This is a genomic window from Pseudomonas fluorescens Q2-87 (assembly GCF_000281895.1).
GTDB lineage: Bacteria > Pseudomonadota > Gammaproteobacteria > Pseudomonadales > Pseudomonadaceae > Aquipseudomonas > Aquipseudomonas fluorescens_S.
In genome coordinates this window covers 5,103,674-5,122,400 of record NZ_CM001558.1, presented here as the reverse complement: position 1 = coordinate 5,122,400, position 18,727 = coordinate 5,103,674, and the positions used below count along the sequence as shown (strand labels likewise).

Genomic DNA, 18,727 nt, shown 5'->3' with positions numbered 1-18,727 from the left:
AGGTGCCCTTTTAAAAGGCCTCGAAAGTTCTGTCCAAATCGGCTCTGTAGGCCAGCTCTGTAGCGAAACTTCCCATTCTCGGTCCCCTTTGTAAGAGGCCGCGTTGTAGGTGGTTTACAAGGCAAGATTCAGACCATGGCGTTGCGCTATCACCTTGGTTTCCGACAACTTTCACGGTCGATAGCAAGCTAAGGGGATAGCCTTGGCGCACTGAAAAATGGCACATTGGCGCACCTGCCCGCGTGCACCCTTTGTCGCATGGAAAACTTCAATGGCTATCAGCAATACCCAGGTCGACGCGCCGTCCATACCTGCCACATCGCAAAGCAGTCCTTTGGTCATGCGCATTATTGGTGCCGTGGCCCTGGCGCATTTGATCAACGACTTGATCCAGGCAGTGTTGCCTTCGATCTATCCGATGCTCAAGGACAGTTATGGCCTGACCTTTACCCAGGTCGGGCTGATCACGCTGACCTTCCAGTTGACGGCATCCCTGCTGCAACCCTGGGTCGGCTATCACACTGACCGACACCCCAAGCCCTGGTTGCTGCCGGCCGGGACGGTGTGCACGCTGATCGGCATCGTGATGATGTCCATGGTCGGCAGTTTTGCCCTGATTCTGGTGGCGGCTGCTTTGATCGGTATCGGCTCGTCGACCTTCCACCCGGAAGCGTCACGGGTGGCGCGACTGGCCTCGGGCGGTCGCTACGGGCTGGCGCAATCGACGTTCCAGGTCGGCGGCAATGCCGGCTCGGCCTTCGGCCCGCTGCTGGCGGCGGCGATCATCATTCCCTACGGACAAGGCAACGTCGCTTGGTTCGGGTTGTTCGCCCTGTTTGCGCTGTTCGTGCTGTACCGCATCAGCCGCTGGTACGCCAATCACCTGAACCTGTTCAAGCTCAAGCAAGGCCAGGCGGCCACCCACGGCCTGTCCAAGGGACGAGTGACCAGTGCGCTGGTGGTGCTGGGGCTGTTGGTGTTTTCCAAGTATTTCTACATGGCCAGTTTCACCAGCTACTTCACCTTCTACCTGATCGAGAAATTCGACCTGTCGGTGGCTTCCTCGCAGTTGCACCTGTTCCTGTTTCTCGGCGCGGTGGCGGCGGGCACGTTCTTCGGCGGCCCTATCGGTGACAGGATCGGGCGCAAGGCGGTGATCTGGTTCTCGATCCTAGGCGTGGCGCCGTTCACCCTGATCCTGCCTCACGTTGATCTGCTGTGGACCAGCATCCTCAGCGTGGTGATCGGCTTCATCCTGGCCTCGGCGTTCTCCGCCATCGTGGTATATGCCCAGGAACTGGTGCCAGGCAATGTCGGGATGATCGCCGGGGTGTTCTTCGGCCTGATGTTCGGCTTCGGCGGCATCGGCGCCGCGTTGCTGGGGCATTTGGCGGACATCCGTGGCATCGAGTACGTGTATTGGTTGTGCTCGTTCTTGCCGCTGTTTGGGGTGTTGGCGATTTTCCTGCCCAGGACCAAAAAAGCCTGATTCGGGCGTGATGCTGTTAGCCAAAATCATCGTGGCGAGGAGCTTGCTCCCGCTGAACTGCGAAGCAGGCCCAGGTTCCTTGCCTCAGCCCATAGATGCCTGGGGCAGCTTCGCCAGCAGATGGGAGCCAGTTCTCTCGCCACAGGTTCATGACCGGATAGATAATCACTATTTGATGCGCCCGCTGAAATCACGACCAAAGTACTATTTTGTATAACGCCTAAGTTCGATTTTGTATAAAAGTCGACCGTGTTAATTTGCGGTTGTGGTTCTTGGTCTGAATGGATTCTGCGGCATTACTCAAGGGTAACCCTGTGGTTACTGGACTAGCACGTTTCGTATTCTTTCCAGCGATCACCCTTATTGTCTTGGCACATAAGGCCCCTGGTTCTTGATTTGGACACCTTTACTGCTTTTCAGGCAGATAGAGGGATTACGCCAACCTGCCATGCTTCAAATATCAATAAGCAGCTGTATCGCTGAATCCTTCAAGGCGAGTGTCTTGTGGCCAGCGTAAATAGCCGTGATCGATTGTTATTCGCCGCGTCGTGCATGAGTTAAACACCGTCGTCTTTAACGTTGGCAATAAACAAGAATCAGGCAGGGGATGATATGAAGTTCAAGTCATTGCAGGCACGCATTTGTGTCACGGCAGGCATTTGCCTGTTTGTTTCATCCATCAGCCTGGTGGTCTACGGGCTCTTTACCGCTAGGGCCAATGAGCAATACGTGGCCGGAGAAGTCTCGGCGCTGGTTGAAAAATCGACGATCCGGGAAATCCAGAACCTGGCCGAGTCCCGTGCCAACGCCATCCAGGCCAAGCTGCAGAATGCACTGGATGCGGCCCGCACCATGGCCAATACCTTTGCCGCCAGCAAGGCCGCGCAAAGTCCGTTGGCACTGGGACGTGAGCAGATCAACAGCGTGTTGTTCGGCGTCCTCAAGGACAATCCCGACTTCAACGGCACTTATTCCTGCTGGGAGCCGAATGCGCTGGACGGGCAAGATCTCGCGTTTCGCAATGCTCAAGACGGCAATAATCCCCAGACGGGTCGTTTCACGCCTTACTGGACGCGCAGCGCGGATGGGCATGTCGCGGTGCAGCCGTTAGTGGAATATGACTCGGCGGACCGGCATCCCAATGGCGTGCCCAAGGGCGGTTGGTACAGTGGACCACGCGACACCCTGAAGGAAAGCGTGCTCGATCCCATTCCTTATGTGGTCCAGGGCAAAAACGTCTGGCTGACCACCTTGTCGGTGCCGATTGTCGCCAACGGCAAGTTCTACGGCGTGGTCGGGGCCGACTTCGATATCGCCTTTATCCAGAAGCTAAGCGAGCAGATGTCCGCCGATCTCTATGGCGGTAAAGGCACGGTTTCGATCCTCAGCAACCAAGGGCTGGTGGTCGCGGACAGCCGGCGCACCGACCTGATTGGTCAACCCATCAAGGCCGTGTTGCCTGAATCCTGGGAAAAAGTGCTCGGCGACATCCAGGGCGGTCGCGGCGATGGGGTGCTCAATCCGCAAACGCAGGATATCGAAGTACTGATGCCCATTAGCCTTGGCCGTACCGGCAAACCCTGGGCTGTGTTGATTCGCCTGCCCAAGGCCGTGGTCATGAGCCAGGCCATCGCCTTGGAGCAAGAGCTGCAGGCGCGCAGCCTCGACAACAGCATCTGGCAGGTGTCGGTAGGAATCGTCATCTCCCTATTGGCCTTGGCCGCCCTGTGGTTCGCTGCCGCAAAAATCGTCGGGCCGATCCGCGAAGCCGCAGCCTTGGCTGCCAACATCAGCCTGGGGGATTTTTCCCGGCGCTTGGTGCAGAAGTCCGAAGATGAAGTCGGGCAGTTGTCCGTGGCCCTCAACGACATGTCTGAAAGCCTGCAGCGGCAGGTGAGGGTGGCCGAGCGTATTTCCGAAGGCGACCTGGACCTGGAGGTCCGCTTGTCTTCGCCCCACGACACTCTCGGCAAGTCCTTGGAAAAGATGGTCAGCAATCTGAACCAACTGATTTCCGAGGTCCAGGCCAGCGCCACGCAGATCACCGGCAGCTCCGCACAAGTGACAGATCTGAGCCAGTCGCTGTCTGACGGCGCGTCCAATTCGGCTTCGTCCATCACCGAAATCAGCGCAGTGATGACGCAAATGGCCGCCCAGACCCGGGACAATGCCGCCAACGCCAAGAAAGCCGATGAGCAATCCCAGGCTTCACGCGCCGATGCGGGGGAGAGCGACAAACTGATGAGCGAACTGATAGCCGCAATGGCCGAAATCGATAATTCCGGCAAGGACATCACGGCGATCATTACCACCATCGATAACATCGCCGCGCAAACCAACCTGCTGGCCTTGAACGCGGCCATCGAAGCGGCCCGGGCGGGCGAGCTTGGGCGTGGTTTTGCCGTGGTGGCCGACGAAGTGCGCAGCCTGGCCGCGCGCAGCGCCGAGGCCGCCCAGCAGACGGCCGCACTGATCGCCGACTCCTCCAGCAAGACCCAGCGCGGCATGGTCATTGCCGGCCGGACCGCTGAGTCGCTGAAGAACATCGTCAGTGGCACCGATGCGGTCTCCAGCCTGGTTTCGCTGATCTACCAAGCCTCCAGCGAGCAAGCCTCGGGTTTGCAGCAGGCGAGCCTGGGGCTTGAGCAGATCGATGAGGTGACCCAGAAAAACCAGTCGAGCTCCCAAGAGTGTGCGGTGGCCGCCAAGGATCTCTCTGCGCGAGCCTCGCTGATGCAGCGCGTGTTGGGACGCTTCAAGGTCAAGGCAGGCCGAAGCGCCGCGTAGCGGCAGGAAACGCACGGATAAGTTTCACTTGAGGGTGCGGCACGGCGAAGCTTCTTGCTATCCTGCCCACCCTTTTTCATGGACGAATACCGAGACAGTCATGGCCAACGACACCCCGTCACACCTCGGGAAACTATTGCTGGGCGTGCTTTTTGCCCTGATCGGTATCGGCTTGTTGGGCATTGCCCTCAACCTCACGCTGGACCGACGCGACTTCCTGACTCACGCACAGACCGCCGATGGCTCTGTCAGCCATTTGAATGCCGGCGGTTCGCATCCTGAAATCGCCTTCACCACCGGCACTGGCGAAAATATCTCTTATCCCCAAGGCGGCTTGATCTTCGGCTATCAACAGGGCCAGTCGGTCCGCGTGCATTACTTGCCAGAGCAACCGGCCGGCACAGCTGTCGTCGATGATGCGGGGGCACTGTGGGGGCCTTCCGGGCTGCTGGGATGCCTTGGCCTGTTGTTTACCTTCGCCGGTCTGGCAAAAGCCATTCGCCATCGCGGTCACGGTGCGGTTCATTCACATAAAGGACTTTGAACGTATGAGCTTCAACATTCCCCTGCCGGTCAACGAAAGTCGCTGGCAGTACCAGACCGCCAGCGGCGGCGGCCTGACCGTGGTCATGGTGGCGGGCAGTGGCGGCTCGATCATCCTGCGTTCCCCCCAAGGCGAGGACGTCAGCTACCGCTACGGCGGCGTTGGGGTGGGGGCTGGATTCGGCGCGCGGTTGCCGCGTTTCGGCAAGATCAATATCCAGGTCAAGGGCAAGAGCGTCGGGGCCGCCGGTGCGGCAGAGGCTTTTCCGAGCTTCGGCAAGGTGTTTGTCAGCGATGCCTTGGCCAGTCGCGACCTGACCAGCGATGACATCACCGGGCCGTGCATGTACACCGAGGTGGCAGGTGGCCTGGTGGTCGGCGCTTCAGCCACGGCGCTGTTGTTCGGGCTCGATCCCAAGTTGCTGGCGTTGTCGGTGGCCTTGAGTGCCAACCCGGCCACTTCGTTGATTGCGTCCACCACGGTCAACCGGCAGTTGGCGAAATCGGCCAAGGGGGCGCTGGTCATGGCTGGCATGAACGCTGGCCTGCAGGCGGGCGGGGGTGGTGCGATCTACATTGGGTACTTGTTCTAGCCAGGCTTTAGAACACGCCCGACAACTAGCACTCATGAAAAAGCCGCGAATTATCGCGGCTTTTTCATGGCGGTAACGTTACATATTTAATAAAGGTTGGCTGAGCTGCACAACTAACGGGGCTGTTATGTGTGTGTGCCTTAGTTCAACAGCGAAGCCAAGCGGCAATAACAAAACCATTGGTCGATCTCTGTCCGCTCCAACGGTGGTGAGGCGTGCAAATCCTTAATGCTCTACTAAAGTGACGGATCCAACATCCGTTAAAGGATTAACCCATGGCAACTACCGATAGCATGATGGCAAGTACCCATACCGTGAGAACTGGCCCGGGCACTGTCCAAGTCGATCTCACCGGCCAGTTCGATGATAACCAGAGCATCATTATCCAGCCGGACGGCAAGGTATTGGTCGTCGGCTATACCGAGTACCTGGCATGGGGATACCCCGGGGCGCCAGGCGAGGAAAGCTACGGCTACGAACAGAACTACTCCGTTATCCGCCTCAATGCCGATGGCAGTCTGGACACCAGCTTCCATGAAGGTGGCGTCGACATCATACCGACCACGACAGCCCCAGAGTCGCGCTACGAGCTGACGGCGGTGCAGCCCGATGGCAAGATGCTTGTCGCCATAGCGCTCAATACCGACGTACGAGTGGAGCGTTTCAACAGCGACGGGACGCGTGACACAACCTTTGGCCAAAACGGCGCTGTTACAGTCAACATTAACCATGAGTTCAAGGACATCGACCTGACGGCCAACACGGACGGCACATTTCAGGTCAGCGCCCGCGGGTTTGACCAGGCGTCAGTGACCAAAATCGACAATGACGGCACTTACGTCGATGGCTTTGGCGACGATGGCGTGCTGACCGTCAGCATTCCCACCGACGAGTTCTACAACGGAAGTATTTCCACGGCGGTGCAGGCCGATGGAGGCGTTGTAGTCGGCGCTGCCTACAATGCCGCCGGCATCGGTGACCTGATTTACGCCCTGCAGCGCTTCAACCCCGACGGTCAGTTGGACACCCGTTTCGGTGATGACGGAATCCTTCACTTGAGCTCCGCCATGGGTTTTGGCGAAGACTCAGTGGTCACCGTGCAGGCTGACGGCAAGATCATCGTGATGGGCCATGGCAACGGCGATACCTTGACGACCGTGGCGCGGCTCAACGCCGACGGTTCGTTTGACTCCAGCTTTGGCGCTGATGGCAGGGTGACCTTCGAGGCTGGCACGCCGGTGGCTTTGACGATACAAGCCGATGGCAAGATTCTCGCCGCCGGCACGAACAGCGGGGATTTCAGTGTCATCCGCTTGAACGCGGATGGCAGTGTGGATTCCAGCTTCGGCAGCCAGGACGGCAAGCTCCATGTGGACGGATACGCCGGTGCGGAAATCCTGCTGGGTAGCGATGCCGCTGAAATCATCCACGGTTTGGCGGGGGATGATGTGCTCCAGGGCAACGGCGGGCGCGACGTCCTGCAAGGTGGCGCTGGCGCGGATATCTTGCGCTTTACTGAATTGGGCGACAGCTTCCGCACCGCTACGCAAAACAACAGCGACCGAGTCCAGGACTTCGACGTTTCCCAGGACCGGATTGACCTGATTGCCCTGGGCTTCACCGGCATTGGCAACGGCCATGACGGCACCTTGGCAATCTCGGCCAGCGAAGACGGTACTCGCACCTACCTCAAGAGCTACGATGCGGATGCCTCTGGACAACGGTTTGAACTGGTCTTGGATGGCAACCTGGTTGGGCAGTTGGACAGCAGCAACCTGGTCTTCACCGCGCCGACCATTGAAGGCTCGTCTGGCAAAGAGACGATTACCGGTTCTGCGCTGTCGGAAGTCATCTATGGCCTGGACGGCAATGACTTCATCAATGGCGGCGCTGGCGCTGATGTCATCATAGGCGGCGCAGGTGCCGACCGCCTCAACGGTGGAGACAGGGCGGACATCTCGCTTTGGACCGATAACCACCAAAACGACGATGTGTTCCGCTACCTCTCCACCGAGGACAGCTACCGTACTGACAGCCAGAGCTTCAGCGACCTGATCGAAGGCTTCACGGTTGACGACAGGATCGATGTATCGACCCTGGGCTATACCGGCTTCGGAGACGGTACGGGCACGACGCTGGAGATGGTTTACAACCAGGATCTGGACCGCACTTATCTGAGGGATGCAGAAGCAGACGCACAAGGCCATTGGTTCCAGATTGCGCTGGCTGGGGACTGGCGGGAGAACCTTAGCGAAGACGACATGGTCTTTGCGCCCGACCAGGAGGTGGGGCTGATTGGCGTGGCCCCAGAGGTTGATCCGGGGCATCTATTAACCTGACGGCTAGATGCGAAGTCGCGTGGCAGGCAGTCGTTGCCACGCGATGGACCAGATCGCAGTCGTGGCTCACTGCTGATCCGCAATGCACATCAATGGTAGGTAATCTCGTGATTGGTTGCAGATGAGGCCCGTAATGTACGCAGCCCGTTGAGCACAATCAGCACCATGATCAGCCCCGCGACAATCGCGACACCGAACCCCGCCTGCGCGCCATAGGCGTCGGTGACCAGGCCTGCCAATACGCCACCGAGCGCTACGCCGATACTGACGCCGGTCGACATCCACGTAAATCCTTCAGTGATCCTGGATGGCGGAACAATCATCGTACCGAGATTCATGATGACGACCATCGTTGGTGCAAACGCCATACCTGCCACGAACAGCATCCCGGAAAGAACGTAGACGTCTGGTGAAAAAATGGGCAACGCAGCAGTGACTGCCATGACCAGCGCCCCGATGAAAAACTGCTGGTCAATCGGTATGGACAGTCTTGAAGCGCCAAACGTGAGGCCCGCGATCAGTGAACCGAGGGCATAGGCGGCCAAGATGAAACTGGCAGATGCCGGCCAGCCTTGTGCATTGGCGAAGGCGACAACCGCCACATCGACTGATCCGCCAATCACACCCATCGCCAATAGCGCCAGCACAATGGTTGGAACGCCGGGAATCAGCAAGGTCGACCCCGCGCGCTTTCCTGTGCTCACGACCACCTTCGGTTCTGTCTGCCGCTGCATAAGAAACGCCGCCACGCCGACCACCTGCAACAAGACTGCGACCAGCGGCCCGGCTTGAGGGAAAAAACCGACACTCAAACCGATGGCAAGCGGTGGACCGATAACGAAGGCCAGTTCAGTTATCACTGTGTCCAGGGAAAAGGCGGTGTGTAGCAGTGGCTTGCCACGGAAAAGCTGCATCCAGCGTGCCCTTATCATGGCGGGCATGCTTGGCATCGTGCCCGCCAATGCCGCAAGAATAAACAACAGCGTGGCGGGAGCGCTCAGGTACACGGCAACGATCAACGCGAGCAGCATGCTGATACTGAAGGCTGCCAACGGGGGCAGAACCTGGCGCTGTCCTCGCCGGTCGACAAGTTTCGACACGTGTGGACCGATAAGCGCAGTCACCAGGGTATAAGTACCGGCGACCGCGCCTGCCAGCCAATAAAGTCCTGTCTGCTGAACCAACATGGTGATGATGCCTATGCCGATCATTGCCTGTGGCAGGCGGGCAATAGCGCTCGTGATTACTAACCCGATGGCGCCCGGGGCGGAGAAAAGTTCGCGGTAGGGGTTTGCCATGATGCTTCCTTTATCATGTGGCGCTGGCTGGACACCACGGTACACGTCACTGCTGTTCAAGCAAGTGCAGCCTGGGGGATCGGGCGACGGATTGATGTCGGACGGTTCTGAAATTGCAATGAAATGCCTTAACGCAAAAAAGCCCCGCATCGCGGGGCGATAGCGGGGCTTTTTGAACGCTGCGTCGAAGCGGTGCAGCAGGGCGGCTTAGACGTTGAAGCGGAAGTGCATCACGTCGCCGTCCTTGACGATGTATTCCTTGCCTTCCAGGCGCCATTTGCCAGCTTCCTTGGCGCCGGCTTCGCCCTTGTACTGGATGAAATCCGAGTAGGCGATGACTTCGGCACGGATGAAACCTTTTTCGAAGTCGGTGTGGATAACGCCGGCGGCTTGCGGCGCGGTAGCGCCAACGCGGACGGTCCAGGCGCGGACTTCTTCGACACCGGCGGTGAAATAGGTCTGCAGGTGGAGCATTTCGTAGCCAGCGCGGATTACGCGGTTCAGGCCAGGCTCTTCCAGGCCCAGGGCCTCGAGGAACATGTCTTTTTCTTCGCCATCGTCCAGCTCGGCGATTTCCGCTTCGATCTTGTTGCAGACCGGAACGACCATGGCACCTTCTTCTTCGGCGATGGCCTTGACCACGTCCAGGTGCGGGTTGTTCTCGAAACCGTCTTCAGCGACGTTGGCGATGTACATGACCGGTTTGGTGGTCAGCAGATGGAAGCCCTTGATCACCAGCTTCTCATCGGTACCCATGTTCTTCATCAGGCTGCGTGCAGGCTTGCCTTCGGTGAAGTGGGCAATCAGCTGCTCCAAAAGGCCTTTCTGGACGACGGCGTCCTTGTCGCCACCCTTGGCGTTGCGGGCGACTTTCTGCAGTTGCTTCTCGCAGCTGTCGAGGTCGGCGAAAATCAGTTCCAGGTCGATAATCTCGATGTCGCGCTTCGGGTCGACGCTGTTGGAAACGTGAATCACGTTCTCGTCTTCGAAGCAGCGCACCACGTGGGCGATGGCATCGGTTTCGCGGATGTTGGCCAGGAACTTGTTGCCCAGGCCTTCGCCTTTCGACGCGCCCGCTACCAGCCCTGCGATGTCGACGAATTCCATGGTGGTCGGCAGGATGCGCTTGGGGTTGACGATAGCTGCCAGTGCGTCCAGGCGTGGATCCGGCATCGGCACGATACCGCTGTTCGGCTCGATGGTGCAGAAGGGGAAGTTCTCGGCCGCGATACCGGATTTGGTCAGGGCGTTGAATAGGGTGGACTTGCCGACGTTAGGCAGGCCGACGATGCCGCAATTGAATCCCATGGTGTTTCCCCTCGGATAAGTGTCAGGCCTTCTGGCTGTGCAGGTTTTTCATCGCACGGTTCCATTCACCGGCGAGGATATCCGGCAGCACGCCGAGGGCAAAGTCGATGCTGGCATCGAGTTTTTCCTGTTCGGCGCGAGGCGCACGACCCAGGACAAAGTTTGAGACCATACTGGCAACGCCCGGGTGGCCGATGCCGAGCCGCAGGCGGTGAAAGGTATTCTGATTGCCCAGCTGCGCGATGATGTCGCGCAACCCGTTATGACCGCCATGGCCGCCGCCCTGCTTGAGCTTGGCAACGCCCGGAGGCAGGTCGAGTTCGTCATGGGCCACCAGGATTTCTTCCGGCTTGATGCGAAAGAAACCGGCGAGTGCCGCCACGGCTTGGCCGCTGCGGTTCATGTAGGTGGTGGGAATCAACAGACGAACATCCTGACCTTGATGCGAGAAGCGTCCGGTCAGGCCGAAATATTTGCGATCGGCCGCCAGGCTGACGCCTTGTGCGTGCGCGATGCGCTCAACAAAAAGGGCCCCTGCGTTATGCCGGGTCTGTTCGTATTCAGCGCCTGGATTTCCCAGGCCAACGATCAGTTTGATGGCAGTCACGATAGGGGCCCTTCCTGGAGTGTGGATAACAAAGTCGCAATCAGGCGGTGTTGCGACAGCGGACAAAAATGGCGGATCTACCGTTAAGTAAACTTCGCGTTCTCGCCCGCTGTCTCGCTACGTTCCAGTCCGCGATGTTTCCGGTCACTCCGGCGACAGAGTGAAATTACTCTGCAGCGCCTTCTTCGGTAGCTTCTGGAGCAACACGTGGAGCGTGGACGTTGGCAACAGCCTTGTCATCGCCGTGTGCCAGAGCAACAAACTCAACGCCTTTAGGAGCCTTGAGGTCGGACAGGTGAATGATCGTGCCGACTTCGGCGTCAGCCAGGTCGACTTCGATGAATTCAGGCAGGTCTTTCGGCAGGCAGGAAACTTCTATTTCCGAAGTCACGTGCGAGATTTCGCCGCCTTTCTTGACCGGAGCAGCTTCGTTGATGAAGTGCACTGGAACAACAGCAGTCAGCTTCTGACCGGCAACAACGCGGACGAAGTCAGCGTGCATCACGTGGCCTTTGGCCGGGTGACGCTGCAGGGCTTTGATCACGACGTTTTGCTTGGTGCCACCAACGTTCAGCTCGATGATGTGGCTGTAGGCCGCTTCGTTTTCGAGCAGTTTGGCAACTTCTTTGGCCAGCATGCTGATGGACTCAGGGGCTTTCTCGCCACCGTAGACTACAGCTGGAACCAGGCTTGCGAGACGACGCAGGCGGCGGCTCGCACCTTTCCCCAGGTCGGAACGCACTTCAGCATTCAGAGTAAAATCGTTCATGTTGTATCTCCAAAATAGCCATGACCGAGTGGCGTTTGCGACCAGCGCCAGGCACGGTATGGGCAAAAAAGCCCCGCCCCGGCAGTGAATGCCGGGGCGGGGCGCTTTTCGTCAATGAGATGTCACGGGAAGGGCAGGGCCCTTAGCGGAACATCGCACTGATCGATTCTTCATTGCTGATGCGGCGAACCGCTTCGGCAACAACCGGTGCGATATCCAACTGACGGATACGCGCACAGGCTTGTGCTGCAGCGGACAGCGGGATGGTGTTAGTGACCACCAGCTCGTCCAGCACGGAATTTTCAATGTTTTCGATCGCTCGACCCGACAGCACAGGGTGTGTGCAGTAGGCAAAGACCTTGGCAGCGCCATGCTCTTTCAGGGCCTTGGCCGCGTGGCACAAGGTGCCGGCGGTATCGACCATGTCGTCGACCAGAATACAGGTACGCCCTTCGACGTCGCCGATGATATGCATCACTTCGGAGTGATTGGCTTTCTCACGACGTTTGTCGATGATACCCAGATCCACGCCCAGGGATTTGGCAACGGCCCGTGCACGCACAACGCCGCCAATGTCCGGGGACACGATCATCAGGTTTTCGAAGCGCTGATCTTCAATGTCATCCACCAAAACTGGGGAGCCGTAGATGTTATCTACCGGAATATCGAAGAAGCCCTGAATCTGGTCAGCATGCAGATCAACCGTGAGGACACGGTCGATGCCGACTACGGTGAGCATATCAGCGACGACTTTCGCGCTGATTGCCACGCGTGCGGAACGCGGACGGCGATCCTGACGGGCATAACCAAAGTAAGGAATAACAGCAGTGATACGAGTTGCTGAGGAGCGGCGGAAGGCATCAGCCATCACGACGAGTTCCATCAGGTTATCGTTGGTCGGAGCGCAAGTCGGCTGAATAATGAAGACGTCTTTACCGCGAACGTTTTCATTGATCTCGGCAGTGATTTCGCCGTCGGAAAACTTACCGACAGAAATGTCACCGAGCGGGATATGCAGCTGACGTACGACACGTCGAGCCAGATCGGGGTTGGCGTTCCCCGTAAAGACCATCATCTTGGACACGCGCAGTACCTGAAGGCTGAGGGTATACCTGGATGAGTATAGGAAAATGGCAGGGGCGGCTGGATTCGAACCAACGCATGGCAGGATCAAAACCTGCTGCCTTACCGCTTGGCGACGCCCCTGTATCTGTTGCTGCGAGTGCCCAGCACTCGATTCCGTTTAGAGCAGACTTTGAAGCTTGCGATGCAACATCGAAACGTTGCTTCCTTTTGCTACAAACCCTGTAAGGGTCTCTGTCAGAAGGGCCGAGACTTTATCAGCTTCAGCTTTGCTTGGGAAGCCCCCAAACACACAACTTCCAGTTCCGGTGAGTTTTGCTTCGGTAAATTTACCTAACAAATTCAATGCGTTACGAACATCTGGATAACGCCTTGCTACCACCGGTAAGCAGTCATTTCGACTGTTTCCCTTGGGAACGGGGCGCACTTTAATGGGAGGAGAGTTACGTGTCAACAGTGGATCTGAAAAAATTTCTGCTGTACTTACAGATACTTGCGGCACCAGCACCAGGTACCAGGGTTCTTCGGGTTCTACCGGGGTGAGTTTTTCCCCGACTCCCTCGGCGAAAGCCGCGTGGCCACGCACGAAAACCGGCACATCGGCACCCAGCGTCAGGCCCAGGGCCGCGAGGCGATCCATGTCCCAGCCAAGTTGCCAAAGGTGGTTGAGTCCCAATAAAGTCGTCGCCGCATTCGAGCTGCCGCCGCCGATCCCGCCACCCATGGGCAGGATTTTCTCGATCCAGATGTCGATGCCCTGCGTGCACCCGGATTGCTCCTGGAGTTTTTTTGCCGCCTTGACGATCAGGTTGCTGTCGTGGGGAACACCCTGGAACTCGGTGTGCAGGTGAATCTCGCCGTCGTCACGCACGGCAAAGGTAATTTCGTCGCCGTAGTCCAGGAACTGAAAAATCGTCTGCAACTCGTGATAGCCGTCCGGACGACGACCGAGGATATGCAGCATCAGGTTGAGCTTGGCCGGGGAGGGCAAGCTCAGGCGTGGAGCGGTCATGTCATTGCCCCAGCTTGCGCGGCTGCCATTGCTTGATCACCAGGGTGACGTCAAGGTTGCTGCCGTGCAGCTTGATGCGCTCGGGCAGCCAATAGCCGTTCTGCTGGGCATAGCTGAGGTATTCGATCTGCCAGTCATCCTGCTCCAGGTTCGACAGGCGACTGTCGGCGTCGAGGGTCAGGCGGCTCTTGCTGTCCGGCGCCGGCAGCCCGCGAATCCACCAGTTCAGGTGCGATACCGGCAATTTCCAGCCCAATTGTTCTTCCAGCAACGCTTCCGGGGTGGGCGCCTCGTAGCGGCCCTGGTTGGCGACCTCCAGCGAGACCTGTCCCGGTCGGCCGGTGAGGCGTGCCGCGCCGCGACCGAGCGGGCCGGAGAGGCGAATGTCGTAGTAATCCTGGCGTTGCAGCCAGAACAGCGTGCCGCTGCCCGAATCCTTGGGTGCGCGTATGCCGATCTTGCCATCGATTTGCCAGCCATCCAGGCCGCTCAGTTGCGCCTTATGCTCGCGCCACTGGACTTGGTTGCCCTGGCCCTGGACGGATTCACGGGCGCCGAAGCCCGCGCAACCGGCGAGCAAGGCGATGAAGCTGAAGACGATGAAATGGCGCAAAAACATAATCTTAAAGAGTCTCGGATCCGGTCAGGCGTTTGATAGTGCTGCGCAAAAGGGGGCTGTCGGGCTGATCCTTGAGGAATCGGCTCCAGATTTGCCGGGCTTCGCGCTGTTTGCCGTTGGCCCACAGGACTTCGCCCAGGTGAGCGGCGACTTCCTGGTCGGGGAAACGCTCCAGGGCTTGTCGCAACAGGCGTTCGGCCTCGTCGAGATTGCCCAGGCGGAAATTCACCCAGCCGAGGCTGTCGAGTACGGCCGGATCTTCCGGGTTGATCTGGTGGGCCTGTTCGATCAGCGCCTTGGCTTCGTCGTAGCGAGTGGTGCGATCCGACAAGGTATAGCCGAGGGCATTGAGGGCCATGGCGTTGTCCGGATCGCGCTGGATGATCAGGCGCAGGTCTTTCTCCATCTGGGCCAGGTCATTGCGTTTTTCCGCCAGCATGGCGCGGGTGTACAGCAGGTTCAGGTCATCCGGGTATTGTTTCAAGGCTTGTTGCAGGACATTCCAGGCTTTGTCGCCCTGCTTGTTGGCTGACAGGGTTTCGGCCTCGATCAGGTACAGCTGGATGCTGTAGTCCGGTTGGGAATCACGCTGCACGGCGAGACGACTCTGGGCCTCGGCCGTCTTGCCGTTGCTGATCAGGATATCGGCCTGGCGCAATTGCGCCGGCAGGTAGTCATTGCCCGGGCCGACCTGGGCGTACTCGATCAGCGCGCTCTCCGGGTCGTTGCGTTCTTCGGCAATGCGCCCGAGATTCAAGTGGGCCGAGTCGACGTGGCTGTCCCGAGCGATCAAGTCTTCCAGATAACCCTTGGCCTCGTCCCAGGCCTTGGCTTCCAGGCACACCAGTGCCAGGGAATAACGCAGCTCGTCGTCTTCCGGGTATTGCTGGACCAGGCTGGAGAATTCGACTTTGGCGTCGTCCATGCGGTTGTTTTCTACCAGCATGCGGGCGTAGGTCAGGCGCAGGCGCTTGTCGTCCGGGTACTTCTTGATGCTTTTTTCCAACAGCGGCAGGGCTTCGTCGCCACGGTCCAGGCCTTGCAGCAGACGGGCGCGCAGCAGGATCGGCGCTACCTCACCGGCTTCCGGCGGGTTGTTTTCCAGCAGGGTAAGGGCGCCCTGGGTGTCGCCGTCCTGTTGCAGCAGCAAAGCCTTGCCGAAAATCAGCTGGCTGTTGTTCGGATGACGCTGCAACAGGCGATCGAAGCTTTTCATCAGGCCGTTGCGGGTTTCCTGGTCGGTGTCGGCGGCGGACAGCGCAAGGAAATCGAAGTGGGTGTCGCCCTTGCCCAGCAGGACCTTCTCCATATAGGTCATGGAATCGTCGTAGCGCCCGGCCCGCGCCAGTTGCACGGCAGCGGCGCGCTGCGCTTCGAGGTCGTCCGGGGCATTTCTGGCCCAGATCAGCGCCGTATCCAGCGCAGGCTGGTCGGCCCCCAGGTATTCGGCGATGCGAAACGCCCGCTCGGAGATGCCCGGGTCCTGGGTATTGATGGCCTGGGTCACGTAGTTATCCAGCGCAATGTCGAAGCGATTGCGCTGGCCCGCCAGTTCGGCGCTCAACAGGCTGAAGATGGTTTCTTCGCTGAACGAGCCGTAGACCTTGGGTTTTTCAGGGGCCTGCGCGCTGTCTTCGACCGGCGGCGTACCGTCCGTCGAAACGGGAGCCATGGACTGGCAGCCACTGAGCAAGGCAAGAGCGAGGAGCAACGCGGAAGATCTATTCATATAGGAAGAGGACGACTAACCTGCGGTCGGATCATCATGACACAAGCCTTCGGTCAAACATAACCGCCCCGTCGATTTACCACGCAGGGCAAGACGATAGAGATCGAGTGGTTGTTCTGGATCTGGCGAAGTAGGACAATTGCCGGCTTCACGTCACTATCAGCGACCTTGAATGGCCTTCCTTGCACTTGGTATTAACCACAAGACTGCTTCAGTAGACGTCCGCGAGCGCGTGGCCTTTACGCCTGAGCAGCTGGTTGAGGCCCTGCAGCAGCTCTGCCGACTTACCGACAGCCGCGAAGCTGCGATCCTCTCCACCTGCAACCGCAGCGAGCTATATATAGAACAGGATCACGTTTCGGCCGATTCGGTACTGCGCTGGCTGGCGGAGTATCACAGCCTGAGCCTTGAAGAGCTGCGCGCCAGTGCCTATGTGCATGAGGATGATGCGGCCGTTCGTCACATGATGCGCGTCGCCTCCGGGCTCGACTCGCTGGTGCTGGGCGAGCCGCAGATTCTCGGCCAGATGAAATCGGCCTATGCCGTGGCCCGCGAGGCGGGCACCGTCGGTCCGCTGCTGGGGCGGCTGTTCCAGGCCACGTTCAACGCCGCCAAGCAGGTGCGCACCGACACCGCCATCGGCGAAAACCCGGTGTCCGTGGCGTTTGCCGCCGTCAGCCTGGCGAAGCAGATTTTCAGTGATCTGCAACGCAGCCAGGCGCTGCTGATCGGTGCCGGCGAAACCATTACCCTGGTTGCGCGCCATCTGCACGACCTGGGCGTGAAGCGCATCGTTGTCGCCAACCGGACCCTGGAGCGCGCCAGCACCCTGGCCGAACAATTCGGTGCCCACGCGGTGCTGCTGTCGGACATCCCGGCCGAGCTGGTGCACAGCGACATCGTCATCAGCTCCACCGCCAGCCAGTTGCCAATCCTTGGCAAGGGCGCGGTGGAAAGCGCCCTGAAGCTGCGCAAGCACAAGCCGATCTTCATGGTGGACATCGCCGTTCCCCGTGACATCGAGCCGGAAGTCGGCGAGCTGGACGACGTTTATCTCTACAGCGTCGATGACCTGCACGAAGTCGTCGCCGAGAACCTCAAGAGTCGACAAGGCGCAGCCCAGGCGGCGGAAGAGATGATCACCGTCGGCGCCGACGATTTCATGGTGCGCCTGCGCGAACTGGCGGCCGTGGATGTGCTCAAGGCGTATCGTCAGCAAAGCGAGCGCCTGCGCGACGAAGAATTGCAAAAGGCCCAGCGCCTGCTGGCCAACGGCGGCAATGCCGAAGAGGTGCTGGCGCAATTGGCCCGCGGCCTGACCAACAAATTGCTCCACGCTCCCAGTGTCCAGCTCAAGAAGCTGACCGCCGAGGGCCGTCTTGACGCGCTGGCCATGGCTCAAGAATTGTTTGCCCTCGGTGAGGGTTCACCGGATAGCTTTTCGGATAAAAAACCGCAATGAAAGCGTCACTGCTCAATAAACTGGACATTCTCCAGGACCGTTTCGAAGAACTGACCGCGTTACTGGGCGATGGCGAAGTCATTAGCGACCAGAATAAATTCCGCACGTATTCCAAGGAGTACGCGGAAGTCGAGCCGATTGTCGCCGCGTATAAACAGCTGCTCAAAGTGCAGGACGACCTCGAAGGTGCCCAGGCGCTGCTCAAGGACAGCGATCCGGACATGCGCGAAATGGCCGTGGAGGAAGTCCGCGAAGCCAAGGAGCAATTGGTTGAACTGGAAAGCAGCCTGCAGCGCATGCTCCTGCCCAAGGACCCGAACGACGGGCGCAACGTGTTCCTCGAAATCCGCGCTGGCACCGGCGGCGACGAGGCGGCGATTTTCTCCGGCGACCTGTTCCGCATGTATTCGCGTTACGCCGAGCGTCGCGGCTGGCGGGTGGAGATCCTGTCGGAGAACGAAGGCGAGCACGGCGGCTATAAAGAAGTCATTGCCCGGGTCGAGGGCGACAATGTCTACGGCAAGCTGAAATTCGAATCCGGCGCCCACCGCGTTCAGCGTGTGCCGGCCACCGAATCCCAGGGTCGTATCCACACCTCGGCCTGCACCGTGGCGGTATTGCCCGAGCCGGACGAACAGGAAGCCATCGAGATCAACCCGGCGGACCTGCGGGTTGACACCTACCGTTCCTCCGGCGCCGGCGGCCAGCACGTCAACAAGACCGACTCGGCCATCCGCATCACTCACTTGCCTTCGGGCATCGTGGTGGAGTGCCAGGAAGAACGCTCCCAGCACAAGAACCGCGCGCGGGCCATGGCCTGGCTGTCGGCCAAGCTCAATGACCAGCAGACCAGCGCCGCCGCCAACGCCATTGCCAGCGAGCGCAAATTGCTGGTGGGCTCGGGCGACCGCTCCGAACGAATCCGTACCTACAACTTCGCCCAAGGGCGAGTCACCGACCACCGCGTCAACCTGACCCTGTATTCCCTCGACGAAATTCTCGCCGGGGGGGTCGATGCGGTCATCGAGCCGCTGCTGGCCGAATACCAGGCCGACCAGTTGGCTGCGATTGGCGAGTAAGCACAGGTGA

General features: G+C 59.2%; 15 protein-coding genes, 1 tRNA gene and 1 pseudogene. 8 read left to right on the top strand and 9 right to left on the bottom strand.

Annotated features, from left to right (window positions below; translation table 11 throughout):
- Positions 1-271 precede the first annotated feature (271 nt).
- The 6 genes and pseudogenes from PFLQ2_RS05260 (at position 272) to PFLQ2_RS05280 (ending at position 7,751) form a co-directional block, all read left to right on the top strand.
- Positions 272-1,489, top strand: coding sequence for an MFS transporter (locus tag PFLQ2_RS05260; protein ID WP_003185389.1), 1,218 nt, complete (start codon positions 272-274; stop codon positions 1,487-1,489).
- Between the two features lie 612 nt (positions 1,490-2,101).
- Positions 2,102-3,364: pseudogene (locus tag PFLQ2_RS31075) on the top strand (HAMP domain-containing protein); the annotation flags it as partial.
- Positions 3,359-4,276 (top strand): methyl-accepting chemotaxis protein, encoded by a 918-nt coding sequence (locus PFLQ2_RS31070; RefSeq protein ID WP_371261231.1) that lies wholly within the window; start codon positions 3,359-3,361, stop codon positions 4,274-4,276. The pseudogene PFLQ2_RS31075 and the gene PFLQ2_RS31070, both read left to right, overlap by 6 nt.
- Positions 4,277-4,376: 100 nt before the next feature.
- Positions 4,377-4,820 (top strand): DUF3592 domain-containing protein, encoded by a 444-nt coding sequence (locus tag PFLQ2_RS05270; protein ID WP_033046277.1) that lies wholly within the window; start codon positions 4,377-4,379, stop codon positions 4,818-4,820.
- A 4-nt stretch (positions 4,821-4,824) separates the two neighbouring features.
- Positions 4,825-5,412 (top strand): hypothetical protein, encoded by a 588-nt coding sequence (locus tag PFLQ2_RS05275; protein ID WP_003185382.1) that lies wholly within the window; start codon positions 4,825-4,827, stop codon positions 5,410-5,412.
- Positions 5,413-5,687: 275 nt separating this feature from the next.
- A complete protein-coding gene (locus tag PFLQ2_RS05280; protein ID WP_003185380.1) occupies positions 5,688-7,751 on the top strand; it encodes a type I secretion target in 2,064 nt (687 codons plus the stop codon).
- Positions 7,752-7,840: 89 nt separating this feature from the next.
- Here the strand turns inward: PFLQ2_RS05280 and PFLQ2_RS05285 are convergent, their stop codons facing one another.
- From PFLQ2_RS05285 to PFLQ2_RS05325, 9 genes are all read right to left on the bottom strand, one after another.
- Positions 7,841-9,049: an MFS transporter gene (locus PFLQ2_RS05285; RefSeq protein WP_003185378.1), complete on the bottom strand. Its 1,209-nt coding sequence runs from the start codon at positions 9,047-9,049 to the stop codon at positions 7,841-7,843.
- 207 nt (positions 9,050-9,256) lie between these two features.
- Complete coding sequence (gene ychF / locus PFLQ2_RS05290) at positions 9,257-10,357, bottom strand: redox-regulated ATPase YchF (protein WP_003185376.1); 1,101 nt, start codon at positions 10,355-10,357, stop codon at positions 9,257-9,259.
- 22 nt (positions 10,358-10,379) lie between these two features.
- Positions 10,380-10,964: an aminoacyl-tRNA hydrolase gene (gene pth, locus PFLQ2_RS05295; protein WP_003185374.1), complete on the bottom strand. Its 585-nt coding sequence runs from the start codon at positions 10,962-10,964 to the stop codon at positions 10,380-10,382.
- Between the two features lie 166 nt (positions 10,965-11,130).
- Positions 11,131-11,733, bottom strand: coding sequence for a 50S ribosomal protein L25/general stress protein Ctc (locus PFLQ2_RS05300; protein ID WP_003185372.1), 603 nt, complete (start codon positions 11,731-11,733; stop codon positions 11,131-11,133).
- Positions 11,734-11,875: 142 nt separating this feature from the next.
- The gene (locus PFLQ2_RS05305) at positions 11,876-12,817 is read right to left on the bottom strand and encodes a ribose-phosphate pyrophosphokinase (RefSeq protein ID WP_003171603.1); all 942 of its coding nucleotides are present in this window, start codon (positions 12,815-12,817) and stop codon (positions 11,876-11,878) included.
- Positions 12,818-12,864: 47 nt separating this feature from the next.
- Positions 12,865-12,939: transfer RNA gene (locus tag PFLQ2_RS05310), tRNA-Gln, on the bottom strand.
- A gap of 37 nt (positions 12,940-12,976) precedes the next feature.
- Positions 12,977-13,828 carry a 4-(cytidine 5'-diphospho)-2-C-methyl-D-erythritol kinase gene (gene ispE, locus PFLQ2_RS05315; RefSeq protein ID WP_003185370.1) on the bottom strand — a complete coding sequence of 284 codons (852 nt, stop codon included), beginning with the start codon at positions 13,826-13,828 and terminating at the stop codon, positions 12,977-12,979.
- Between the two features lies 1 nt (position 13,829).
- Positions 13,830-14,447, bottom strand: coding sequence for a lipoprotein insertase outer membrane protein LolB (gene lolB / locus PFLQ2_RS05320; protein ID WP_003185367.1), 618 nt, complete (start codon positions 14,445-14,447; stop codon positions 13,830-13,832).
- A 4-nt stretch (positions 14,448-14,451) separates the two neighbouring features.
- Positions 14,452-16,176, bottom strand: a complete 1,725-nt coding sequence (locus tag PFLQ2_RS05325) for a tetratricopeptide repeat protein (RefSeq protein ID WP_003185363.1) — start codon at positions 16,174-16,176, stop codon at positions 14,452-14,454.
- Between the two features lie 172 nt (positions 16,177-16,348).
- Here PFLQ2_RS05325 and hemA point away from each other — a divergent pair, with 172 nt between their 5' ends.
- Together hemA and prfA are read left to right on the top strand one after the other, a co-directional pair.
- Complete coding sequence (gene hemA, locus PFLQ2_RS05330) at positions 16,349-17,638, top strand: glutamyl-tRNA reductase (RefSeq protein WP_003185360.1); 1,290 nt, start codon at positions 16,349-16,351, stop codon at positions 17,636-17,638.
- Entirely contained in the window at positions 17,635-18,717 is a 1,083-nt protein-coding gene (prfA, locus tag PFLQ2_RS05335; protein ID WP_003185358.1) for a peptide chain release factor 1, read from the top strand. The genes hemA and prfA overlap by 4 nt, the downstream gene beginning before the upstream one ends.
- Positions 18,718-18,727 lie beyond the last annotated feature (10 nt).